The following is a 10544-nucleotide window of genomic DNA, read 5'->3' on the forward strand; positions in this document are numbered from 1 at the left end:
CGCCGCCGCCCGGCGGCTCGGCGAGGCGCTCTTCGAGGCGGCGGACGGCAAGGTCCGCTACCTCGCCGCGTTCGAGCGGAGGATCGGCGGCGCGGGACCGCTCGCGGAAGAGGCGGCGCTCCGGGCCATCGCGCTCGCGCCGCCCTGCGGCGCGGAGGAGGTCTGGGCGAGGGCGGAGGCGTTCCTCTCGCGCGCGCCCGCGCCGGCTCCGGAGCGCGCCGCCACCGCCCGCGTGCTCGCCGCGCGCGCCGCGGAGGAGCTGCTCCGCGCGGCGCCGGCGGACCCGGCGCTCCGGGTACGCGCGGCGGACGCGTGGCGCGCCGTCGCCGTCGCCGTGGCCGGGGGGCCGGACTCCGCCCTCTCGAGCGCGCGCGCCGCCGCGATCGACGCGGGCGAGCTGCCGCCGGACGCCGGGCCCCTCTGCCGCTGAGGGAGCCTCCTCCATGGCGCGGGGCGCGGCGCGTGGCCGAAAACGAGGAGAGGGCCGGCCCCTGAGGACCGGCCCTCTCGATGAGGCGGTGCGGGCGAGCGGTTACGCCGGCTCGGCCTCGACCTTCACCTTGGCCTTGCCGACCACCTCGCTGTGGAGCTTCACGGGGACCTCGAAGTCGCCCGTGGTCTTGATCGGCTCGGAGAGATCGATCGAGCGGCGGTCGATCTGCAGGCCGCGCGCGGCGAGGGCCTCGGCGACGTCCATCGCCGTGACCGAGCCGTAGAGCTTGTCCTGCTCGCCGACCTTGCGCACGAGGGTGATGGGCGTCTCGGCGAGCCGCTTCGCGACGGCCTGCGCGCTCGCCTTCATCTTGGCGGCCTTGGCCGTCGCGATGGCCTTCTGGTGCTCGAGCTCGCGGACGTTCTTCGGGTTCGCGAGGACCGCGAGGCCGCGGGGGAGCAGGAAGTTGCGCCCGTAGCCGGGCTTCACTTCCACGAGCTCGCCGCCCTTGCCCAGGTTCTCGACGTCTTCACGGAGGATGAGCTTCATCGCCGGCCTCCCTTTACATCCCGCCCACGGTGTAGGGCAGGATCGCGAGCATGCGGCCGCGCTTCACGGCGGTGGCCACCTCGCGCTGGTGCTTCGCGCAGTTCCCGCTGATGCGGCGGGGGATGATCTTGCCGCGCTCGGTCAGGAAGTACTTCATCTGCGACTGGTCCTTGTAGTCGACCTTCAGCGTCTTGTCGGCGCAGAACCGGCAGACCTTGCGCCGGCCGAAGCCGCGCCGCCCACCGCCCTCGTCGCCGCCGCGATCGTCGCGATCGCCCCGGTCGCCGCGATCCCCGCGGTCGCCGCCGCCGCCGCCGCGCGAGCCGAAGCCCCCGCCGCCGCCGCCACCACCGCCGAACCCGCCGCCGCCGAAGCCGCCACCGCTCCGAGGACCGCCGAACCCACCGCTGCTCTTCGGACCACCCATGTCAGGACGTGCCATGGCCTATTCCTCCGCCTCGGGCGCCTCGGCCTCGAACGGCTCCTCGCCGGGCACGAACTCACCGCGCTCCTCGCGCGGCTTCTGCTCGTCCTCGACGGCCTGGATCTTCACGTCGGCCTCGACCTGGCGGGCGTCGAAGTCCACGCCGTCGGCGACCTTCACCGACTGGAACTTCTGCACCACGTCGATCATCTTCAGGTTGCGCTCGAGCTCCGCCACCAGGCCAGGCTGGCCGATGTACAGGACGTGCATGTAGAGCGCCTTCGGGTTCTTGCCGACCGGGAACGCGGTCTTCCGCTTGCCCTGGTTGGTGAACCGGATGACCTTGCCGCTCTCGCGCGTCACGACGCCGCGCAGGCGCTCCTTGATCTCCTCCACCTGATCGTCCGGCGTCTCCGCCTTGAGCAGGTAGATGGTCTCGTACTCGCGTACGAGCTTCCTCGTCTCCGCCATGTCGCTCCCCTCGGGTCTGAAAGCGGCGGTTCGCCCGCCGCGAGGAGTCGTCTCCGTCTCCGCCGCCCGGCCCCATGCCGGTCGGCGGGTGCTGCAGGAGAGTGCTGCTATCCCGCCGCGCTCGCGCGGCGGTTCACCTGGTTCATCGCCTTCGCCGCGCCCAGCTCGACGACGAGCCGGGTGGCGTCGGTGGCGCGCACGAGGCAGTCCTCGAGCTCCGCCTCGTCGCCCTTCGAGAACCGGCCGAGCACGTAGTCGGCCGGGTCCATCCGCGGCGGCGGCCGGCCCACGCCGACGCGAACGCGCGCGTAGTCGGGGCCGCCCACGTGGGCGTTCACGCTCTTCAGGCCGTTGTGCCCGCCGTGCCCGCCCCCGACCTTGAGCTGGATCCGGAAGGGGTCGAGCTCGAGGTCGTCATGCACGACGACGAGGTCCTCGCGCCCGAGCTTCCAGAAGTGGAGCGCGGGCCCGACGGCCTCGCCGGAGTGGTTCATGTAGGTCTGGGGCTTCATGATCCAGACCCGCTCGCCGCCCGCCCGCCCCTCCGCCAGCTCGGAGGCGAACTTGCGGAGGGTGAACTCGGCCCCGAGGGCGAGCGCGAGCCGGTCGGCAACGAGGAAGCCGACGTTGTGGCGCGTGCGCGCGTAGTCGGGGCCGGGGTTCCCAAGGCCGACGACGAGCTTCAAGGGCGTGCCTACTTCTTCGCGCCCTTGGCCTCGGGCTTCTTGCCCTCGGCCGCAGGAGCGGCGGCGCCCGCAGCCGCGGGGGCCGCGCCCGCCGGGGCGGCAGCGCCCTCGGCCGGAGCCGCGCCCGGAACGGCGGCCGCCACCGGGGCGACGACCTCCTCCTTCTCCGGCACGGCGACGAACGCGATCACGTAGTCGGTCGTGAACTTGAACTTGCACCCCTCGGGCGGGGTCAGCTCCGAGACGTGGATCGAGGCGCCGATCTTGAGGTTCGTGACGTCGACCTCGATCCGCACCGGGATCTTCGCCGGGAGCGCCTCGAGCACGATCTCGTGCGTCGCGAGCGAGAGGATGCCGCCCTCCGCCTGGCCGGCCGCGCGGCCGGTCGTGACGACCGGCACGTCGACCTTCACCGGCTCCTCGAGGCTCACCTCGAGGAAGTCGGCGTGCTCGAGCTTCCGCGAGACGGGATCGACCGCCCAGTCCTTGAAGAGGACGTGCTTGTCGCTGCCGTCCAGCTTCAGGGTGAGGAGGGTGTTGAACTTGTGAGGGGTCTCGATCGCCTTGAGGAGCGCGCTGGGATCCACCGCGAGGTGGGTCGGCTCCTGCTTGCGGCCATAGACGACCGCGGGGATGAGGCCCTGCTGACGCAGCCTGCGGGCGGGACCCTTGCCCTTGCCCTCGCGGCGCTGCGCGTTGACGATGATGTCGGCCATTCTCGTCCTCCCAATGGACTCGGGCCGCTCCGATCGAGGAGCGGAGCGCGAGGGGCCGCCGGATGAGCGTGCCGGCCCTGGGTGGTGTGAGGGCCCCCGACCTTCCGGGAGCCACGGGAGCGCGGGTGATTACCGGAAACCCCGCGGCGAGTCAAGAGGTTCGGGGCGGTTTACCGTCGGGGGCCCCGCCGAGCGGTCACGACCGACCTCTCGCCGTGGGAGGGACGAAGCCCCTCCGGCGGGGAACCAGCGCGCACCCGCCAAGCGGGCGCGCTCGGCGACCTTCTACGAGCGCAGGCGCAGCCGGATGAGGCTGCGCCGGAGCGAGCCGGGGGTCCGGGGGACGCGTCGTGGGTGTCCCCCGGCAAGAAGCCAGGGCCCCGACGACGGCGGTCAGCCGTCGGCGGGGCGGGGGCGCAGCCCCCGCTTAGACGAACAAACTCGACAGCGAGTCGGCCGAGTGGATCCGGCGCATGGCCTCGGCGAGGAGCCCCGCGACCGAGAGCGCGCGGATCTTCCGGCACGCCTCCGCCTCCGGGCGCAGGGGGATCGTGTCGGTCACCACGACCTCCTCGATCGGGCTCTTCACGATCCGCTCGACGGCCGGGCCGGAGAGCACCGCGTGCGTCGCGTACGCGTAGACCTTGAGCGCGCCCTTGTCCATGAGCGCGTTCGCCGCCTGGGTGAGCGTGCCGGCGGTGTCGATCATGTCGTCGAGGAGCACGGCGATCTTCCCCTGCACCTCGCCGATGACGTTCATGATCTCGGCGACGTTCGGCTTCGTGCGCCGCTTGTCGATGATGCCGAGGGTGGACCCGAGCCGCTTCGCGTAGGCGCGGGCGCGCTCCACGCCGCCGGCGTCCGGCGAGACGACCACCACGTTCTGGGTGTCGCCGTCGAAGCGCTTGCGCATGTGCTCGACGAGCACGGGCGCGGCGTAGAGGTGGTCGAACGGCACGTTGAAGAAGCCCTGGATCTGGCCGGCGTGCATGTCCATCGAGACGACGCGCGTCGCGCCCGCCGCCACGAGGAGGTCCGCGACGAGCTTCGCGGTGATGGGCGAGCGCGAGGCGACCTTCCGGTCCTGCCGCGCGTAGCCGTAGTAGGGCATGACGGCGGTGATGGAGCCCGCGGATGCGCGCTTCAGCGCGTCCATCATGATGAGGAGCTCCATCGCGTTCGTGTTCGCGTCCGGGGAGGTGGACTGGACGACGAACGTGTCGAGCCCGCGGACGTTCTCGCCGATCTCGACCTGGATCTCGCCGTCGGAGAAGCGCCCGACCGTCGCGTGGCCGAGGGGCCGGCCGAGCTCCTTGCAGATCGCCTCGGCGAGCTTCCGGTTCGAGTTGCCCGAGAAGACCCGGTAGTCGGGCCGATTTCCAAGGAATTGCATCGCGCGCTCCGGCGTGATCCCGCGAAGAACAGACGACGGCCCCGGGGAGGGGAGGCCGTCGGCGGCGCCACATATACCGGAACCGTCGGACGGACCCAACGGGCAAGCGCGCCGGAGCGGAAAAGCGAGACCGGCGCCGCGTCAGGCGTCGTGCGGATCGGTGCCGGTCGGGCGGGGAGCCGCCCCCTTGTGCACCTCGCGCTCGTACTGGGCGAGGATCGTCCGCTCCATCCGCTCCCGCGTCTCGGTGTTGAGCGGGTGGGCGATGTCCTTGAACGTGCCGTCCTTGCGGCGCTTCGCCGGCATCGCGATGAAGAGGCCGGTGTTGCCGTTGATCACCTTGAGGTCGCGGATGACGAAGCAGTCGTCGAGGGTGATCGTGACGTACGCCTTCAGCTTCTCTTCGTTCACGGGGAAGACGCGGACCTCGGTGATCTCCATGGCGTAACCCCCGGATGCCGTCGCACCGTCCTCGCGGCGAGGACCCTCACGTCCTGCTCGACGATCTCCTCCGCGATCGTCCGCGCCGCTCGCGCCGCCGCGTTCTTGCTGGGAAAAAGCCCGAACACGGTGGGCCCGCTTCCGGACATTATAGCGGCCGTCGCGCCGCGACCCACAAGCAGCCCCAAGAGCGTCTTCAGGGGCGGCCGCTCCGCGAGACAGGGCGGCTCGAGATCGTTCCCCGCGCGGGACGGATCGAAGCGATCGAAGCGTGGCGCGAGCCGGGGGCTGCGGCCGTGCCGCGCTGCGTCGAGCCAGCGGTAGGCGTCGCCGGCGCGGATGGCGAGCTCGGGAGCGGTCGGGTAGACGAGCACGAGGTGCTGAGGCGCCACGTCGGCCGGCGTGAGCCGCTCGCCGCGGCCCTCGGCCCACGCCGGGCCGGGGCCGAGGAAGAACGGCACGTCGGAGCCGACCTCCGCCGCGATCGCCGCGAGCGCCCCGGCGTCGCGGATCCGGAACGCGCGCGCGAGGCAGCGGAGCACCGCGGCCGCGTCGGACGAGCCGCCGCCGAGGCCGGCGGTGACCGGGACTCGCTTCGCGATGCGGATGGCCACGGCGCGCTCGATCCCGAAGCGCGCGCGGAAGCGCTCCGCAGCGCGGGCGGCGAGGTTCGAGGCGCCGTCGAGCTCGGGGCGGCCCGGCACGCGGCAGGTGACCGGCCCCGCGCGTTCGCCCACCGTGACGTCCACGCGGTCGCCGAGGTCGAGCGGGACCATGAGCGAGCGGATGCCGTGGAAGCCGTCCTTCCGCGGCGGGCCGACGCGCAGGACGAGGTTCACCTTCGCAGGGGCGATCGTCTGGAGGCGCACGCGTCGCTCCTACCACAGGCGCTCGCGCCCTGCGGCCCCGCCCGCGCGTCGCCCTGCGAAGGGCATGGCGCCACCCCGGTCAGAGCGTGAGGCCGTAGAGCGCGCCGTACTTCGTCTTCACGTAGCGCTCGAAGTCCGCGTCGGTGAGCCCCACCCCGGCCGCGTCGCGCACGATGTCCTCGGCGTCCTTGCGGCGGCCGACGCGGTAGACCTTCTCGGCGAGCCAGCGCCGCAGCGGGGCGAGATCGCCCGCGGCGATGGCGTCGTCGAGCCCGGGGAGCGCGCGCCCGGCGGCGGCGAAGAGCGTCGCGGCGTAGAGGTTGCCGAGCGTGTAGGTCGGGAAGTAGCCGAGGTCTCCCCACGCCCAGTGAATGTCCTGCAGCACCCCCTCTGCGTCGTCGCGCGGCCGGACGCCGAGGAGCGCCTCGGAGCGCGTCGCCCACGCCTCGGGGAGGTCCGACACCGCGAGCGTGCCGCGCATCATCCCGAGCTCGAGCTCGAAGCGCAGCGCGACGTGGAGGTTGTAGGTGACCTCGTCCGCCTCGACGCGCACGAGCGAGCGCTCGACGCGGTTCACCGCCCGGTGGAAGTCGGCGGGCGCGACCCCGGCGAGCTGCGGGAAGCGCGCCGCGAGCCGCGGCAGGAACGCACGCCAGAACGGGAGCGAGCGGCCGACCAGGTTCTCCCACAGGCGCGACTGCGACTCGTGGATCCCCATCGACGGCGCGGCGCAGAGCAGGGAGCGGCGGTGCTCGCCGGGGAGGTGCTGCTCGTAGAGCCCGTGGCCGGCCTCGTGGAGCGTGGAGAAGATCGCGGAGAGCGGCTGCGCCTCGTAGACGCGCGTCGTGACGCGCACGTCGCCCGGGTCGAGGCCGAGGGTGAAGGGGTGGAGCGAGCGATCCTGCCGGCCGGCCGCGGGGTCGAAGCCGAGCGCCGCGAGGAGCTCGAGGGTGAAGCCCCACTGGGCCTCGCCGTCGAAGCGGCCGGAGAGGAACCCGTCCTCGGGCGCAGGGGCCGCGTCGATCGCCGCGACGAGCGGCGAGAGCCACCCGACGAGCCGGCGGAGGATGGGCTCGAGGCGGGCGACGCGCATGCCGGGCTCGTAGCCCTCGAGGAGCGCGTCGTAAGGTTCGATCTTGCCGGGGTCCGGCTGCGCCTCCGGCCTCCGCGCCAGCATGGGCATGAGCGCGTCGGCCTGCTCGCGCCGGAGCTCGACGAGCCGGGCGAGCTTCGGGGCGAAGAGGGCGAAGGCGCGCGCGTTGCGGGCCGCCTTCCAGGCGTCGACGCCTTCCGCCTGGGCCTGCGCGAGCGCGCGGACGAGGTCCTGCGGCACGCGCGCGGCGCGCTCGTGATCGAAGCGGAGCGCGCGGAGGGCGGCGGCGCGGTCGGGATCCCCGGAGGCCTCGCGCTCGGCGAGGTCGAGCGCCTCGGCGACGCGGGGCTGGGTGAGCCGCTCGTGGAGGGCGGCCTGGACCGCGGCGAGCTGGTCGCCGCGGGCGACCGCGCCCTTCGCCGGCATGAACGTCTCCTGGTCCCACTGAAGGAGGGAGACGGCGCCCCCGAGCGCCCGCACGTCGCACATGACGGCCGCGAGCGTCTCCCACGCGGCGCTCCTCGGGGCGGGGGCGGTCTCGGGCATGGCCGCTCATTTAGGCAGAGGAATCCGGGGGGACAAGCATTATGCTCCCCGCCCGTGCGAGACCGCAGCTACGACACCGTCCCGTTCCGGCTCTCCGAGATCGAGCACCGCTACGGCGAGAACGTGCACATCGTCGCGAACCCGTTCCTCCTCGGACACCTCGCGACGCTCTGCGCGAAGGAGACGCGCCAGCCCGACATCAGCCGGCTCGTGCGCATCCTCTACGAGGACCTCATCCGCACCGTCCTCAACGTCGAGTTCCCGCGCCGGCGCGTCTCGGTCCCGACGCGCATGATCGACACCTCCCCCCAGGGGATCTTCGAGGGCGAGGTCATCGACCGGGCGGTCCGCGCCGTGACGGTGAACATCGCCCGGGCGGGCGCGCTCCCGTCGCAGGTCGCCTACGACCTCCTGAACGAGACGCTGGAGCCCTCGCTCGTGCGGCAGGACCACATCATCATGAGCCGCATGCTCGGGGTGAACGAGGAGGTCGTCGGCGCCGGCATCGGGGGCATGAAGATCGGCGGGGACATCGACGAGGCGTTCCTGCTCTTCCCCGACCCGATGGGCGCGACGGGCAGCTCGCTCTCGACCGCCATCCAGACCTACAAGACGAAGGTCCCCGGCAGGCCCCGGCGGATCGTGAACATCCACCTCATCGTCACCCCGGAGTACCTCCGCACGATGACGCGGGCGCACCCCGACGTCGTCGTCTACGCGATCCGGGTGGACCGCGGCCTCTCGGCGCCGGACGTCCTCGCGACGATCCCGGGCACGCGCTGGGACGAGGAGCGCGGCCTCGACGACCACCAGTACATCGTCCCCGGCGGCGGCGGCTTCGGGGAGATCCTGAACAACGCCTATGTCTAGCGGCGCGGGCAAGGTCGACGTCCTCATCTCGCAGGCGGACCTGCAGGCGCGGGTCGCGGCGCTCGGCGCCGAGATCACGCGCGATCACGCGGGACGCTCGCTCGTGGTGGTCGGGGTGCTGAAGGGGAGCTTCATCTTCCTCGCCGACCTGGTGCGGGCGATCGACCTGCCGATCTCCATCGACTTCATCGGCATCTCCTCGTACCAGGGCACCCGCTCGACCGGGGTCGTGCAGATCACGAGCGATCTCACCCGGCCGATCGAGGGCAAGGACGTGCTCCTCGTCGAGGACATCGTCGATACCGGGCTCTCGATGCGGTACCTCCTCGACAACCTCGCGACGCGCAAGCCCGCGAGCGTGCAGGTGTGCGCGCTCCTCGAGAAGCCGTCGCGCGCGGTCGTGAAGGTGCCCATCCAGTACCGCGGCTTCGAGATCGGCGACGAGTTCGTGGTGGGCTACGGGCTGGACTGGGACGGCAAGATGCGGAACCTGCCGTTCGTGGGCGTGCCGCGGGTGTGAAGGGGTAGTCGTCATTCGTGACCGGCCGCGGGCGAGAGGCCCGCCGGCACGAGGCTCTAGCGACGGCGCGGTTCGCGGCGCGGAAGGCGATCGCGAGCGCGCGAACCGTCGCGCAGCGCGGGAGGACACTCGTGGCGGACGACACGACGAGGACGCCGCGGCGCGGCGGCGGGGCGAGGGCGGCGGTCGCGTGGGTCGCGATCGTGGGGCTCCTCGCGCTCGTCCTGTGGCTCGTCTCGGAGCGGAACGCGCGCACCTGGTACCTCGTTCCGGACGAGGGGCGCCTCGTGGTGATGCGCGGCATCCTCGCGCCCTTGGGCCGGCAGACCTTCAAGACCGCCGATCCGTCGCAGGCGCAGGCGTACGAGCCCATCGTGGCGCCCCCCGGCAAGCCGCTCCCGGCGGAGCGCGCGTTCGAGGAGCGGAGCCTGCTCGACCAGGGGATCTACGATCTCCTCTCCGGCTGGGCGCGCGAGGAGATCGCGAGCGGCGACGCGGCGCGGCTCGAGCGCGGGCTCGGCTACCTCTCCCGCGCCGAGCGGCTCGCCGGCCTCTCGCCCACGCAGCGCGAGGACCTCTCCGCGCTCCGCGCCGAGTCCGGGTTCTACGAGGCGCAGCGGCTCCTCGATCGCGCCGTCGGCGAGCTGCGCGACGCGACGGAGAAGCTGCGGCACACGGGCGCCTCGCGCTCCGCCCGCGCGAACGACGCGCGCGCGCTCCTTCACGACGTCGAGCCCGCGCTCGACGCCGCCTCGATCGCGCTCCGGAATGCGGCCAGCGCGCAGCGGTCCCAGCAGAGCGGGCAGGGCGCGCAGCCGGCGGCGCAGCCCGGGGCGCCGGCCCAGGCGGCCCCGACCGCGCCCGAGTCGGCCCCGGCACCGCCATCGGGGGAGTCGGGCGGCGAGAAGCGCTAGGTCCGCGCCGTGGCGGGGCCGCCGCCCCGAGGTGCGCACACCTCCGCTCCTCTCCGACCCCCGCGCTCCCCGCGGGCCGCCCGCCTAAGCGCCGCGGGCCCCGCCGCCGGACGCCCGGGGCCGGGGTGGTAACATCGCCGCGCCATGGCCCCCTTTCACGCGCGCAACGGCGCGGGCGATCTGCTCGCGCGCTACAGCTTCATCGAGCCGCTCCTCGCCGGCCGCCGCGTGCTGGAGATCGGCGCGGCGGCGGCCTCCGACGGCGCGACCGCGCTGTTCCTCGCCGAGCGCGGGGCGGCGGCGGTCCTCTCCATCGCGCCGAGCGAGCCGGAGCTCGCCGCCGCGCGCGAGGCCGGGCACCACCCGTTCGTGCAGTTCCGCGCCGCCGAGCCCGAGGCGCTGCGGGCCGGCACCTTCGACCTCGTGCTCGTCGCCGACGGGAGCGCGCTCGCGCGCGAGCCGGCCCGCGTCGCGACGCTCCGGCGCCTCCTCGCGCCCGGCGGCCGCCTCGTGACCGCGATCGCGGCCGGGGGCACCGCGCTCGCCGATCTCGGCGGCGAGCCGGCCGCGCCCGAGGCGCCGCCCTACGAGGCCTTCGTCGCGACGCTCGCGGACGAGT

At 73.4% G+C, this 10544-nt stretch carries 13 protein-coding genes and 1 pseudogene; 5 read left to right on the forward strand and 9 right to left on the reverse strand.

Going from position 1 to position 10544, the window contains the following annotated elements; translation table 11 throughout:
- Window positions 1-430 (forward strand): annotated as a pseudogene (locus tag MNZ29_RS22145) (hypothetical protein); the annotation flags it as partial.
- Between the two features lie 102 nt (window positions 431-532).
- Here the strand turns inward: MNZ29_RS22145 and rplI are convergent.
- The 9 genes from rplI to MNZ29_RS22190 all read right to left on the reverse strand — a co-directional run bounded on the left by rplI (window position 533) and on the right by MNZ29_RS22190 (window position 7621).
- A complete protein-coding gene (rplI, locus tag MNZ29_RS22150; protein ID WP_242341164.1) occupies window positions 533-982 on the reverse strand; it encodes a 50S ribosomal protein L9 in 450 nt (149 codons plus the stop codon).
- Between the two features lie 13 nt (window positions 983-995).
- Window positions 996-1424 carry a 30S ribosomal protein S18 gene (gene rpsR / locus MNZ29_RS22155; RefSeq protein ID WP_242356761.1) on the reverse strand — a complete coding sequence of 143 codons (429 nt, stop codon included), beginning with the start codon at window positions 1422-1424 and terminating at the stop codon, window positions 996-998.
- A 3-nt stretch (window positions 1425-1427) separates the two neighbouring features.
- Entirely contained in the window at window positions 1428-1877 is a 450-nt protein-coding gene (locus MNZ29_RS22160) for a 30S ribosomal protein S6 (RefSeq protein WP_242341166.1), read from the reverse strand.
- Between the two features lie 107 nt (window positions 1878-1984).
- Window positions 1985-2563 carry an aminoacyl-tRNA hydrolase gene (gene pth, locus MNZ29_RS22165; protein ID WP_242341167.1) on the reverse strand — a complete coding sequence of 193 codons (579 nt, stop codon included), beginning with the start codon at window positions 2561-2563 and terminating at the stop codon, window positions 1985-1987.
- A gap of 8 nt (window positions 2564-2571) precedes the next feature.
- Complete coding sequence (locus MNZ29_RS22170; protein WP_242341168.1) at window positions 2572-3279, reverse strand: 50S ribosomal protein L25/general stress protein Ctc; 708 nt, start codon at window positions 3277-3279, stop codon at window positions 2572-2574.
- Between the two features lie 427 nt (window positions 3280-3706).
- A complete protein-coding gene (locus MNZ29_RS22175) occupies window positions 3707-4672 on the reverse strand; it encodes a ribose-phosphate pyrophosphokinase (protein ID WP_242356763.1) in 966 nt (321 codons plus the stop codon).
- A gap of 141 nt (window positions 4673-4813) precedes the next feature.
- Window positions 4814-5113, reverse strand: a complete 300-nt coding sequence (gene spoVG / locus MNZ29_RS22180; protein ID WP_242341170.1) for a septation regulator SpoVG — start codon at window positions 5111-5113, stop codon at window positions 4814-4816.
- The gene (ispE, locus tag MNZ29_RS22185; protein WP_242356765.1) at window positions 5080-5982 is read right to left on the reverse strand and encodes a 4-(cytidine 5'-diphospho)-2-C-methyl-D-erythritol kinase; all 903 of its coding nucleotides are present in this window, start codon (window positions 5980-5982) and stop codon (window positions 5080-5082) included. The genes spoVG and ispE overlap by 34 nt, the downstream gene beginning before the upstream one ends.
- Before the next feature lie 79 nt (window positions 5983-6061).
- Window positions 6062-7621 (reverse strand): carboxypeptidase M32, encoded by a 1560-nt coding sequence (locus tag MNZ29_RS22190; RefSeq protein WP_242356767.1) that lies wholly within the window; start codon window positions 7619-7621, stop codon window positions 6062-6064.
- Between the two features lie 54 nt (window positions 7622-7675).
- Between MNZ29_RS22190 and MNZ29_RS22195 the strand changes: the two genes are divergently transcribed.
- From MNZ29_RS22195 to MNZ29_RS22210, 4 genes are all read left to right on the forward strand, one after another.
- Window positions 7676-8491: a uracil phosphoribosyltransferase gene (locus MNZ29_RS22195; protein ID WP_242341173.1), complete on the forward strand. Its 816-nt coding sequence runs from the start codon at window positions 7676-7678 to the stop codon at window positions 8489-8491.
- Window positions 8484-9011, forward strand: a complete 528-nt coding sequence (gene hpt / locus MNZ29_RS22200; protein ID WP_242341174.1) for a hypoxanthine phosphoribosyltransferase — start codon at window positions 8484-8486, stop codon at window positions 9009-9011. Before MNZ29_RS22195 ends, hpt begins: the two co-directional genes overlap by 8 nt.
- Window positions 9012-9142: 131 nt before the next feature.
- A complete protein-coding gene (locus MNZ29_RS22205) occupies window positions 9143-9925 on the forward strand; it encodes a hypothetical protein (RefSeq protein WP_242341175.1) in 783 nt (260 codons plus the stop codon).
- A 144-nt stretch (window positions 9926-10069) separates the two neighbouring features.
- On the forward strand, window positions 10070-10544 hold a 475-nt coding region (locus tag MNZ29_RS22210; RefSeq protein WP_242356769.1), incomplete at its 3' end, for a methyltransferase domain-containing protein.

Origin of the sequence: Anaeromyxobacter sp. SG64, from assembly GCF_022690745.1 — a bacterium.
In the GTDB taxonomy this organism is placed as follows: Bacteria; Myxococcota; Myxococcia; order Myxococcales; family Anaeromyxobacteraceae; genus Anaeromyxobacter; species Anaeromyxobacter soli.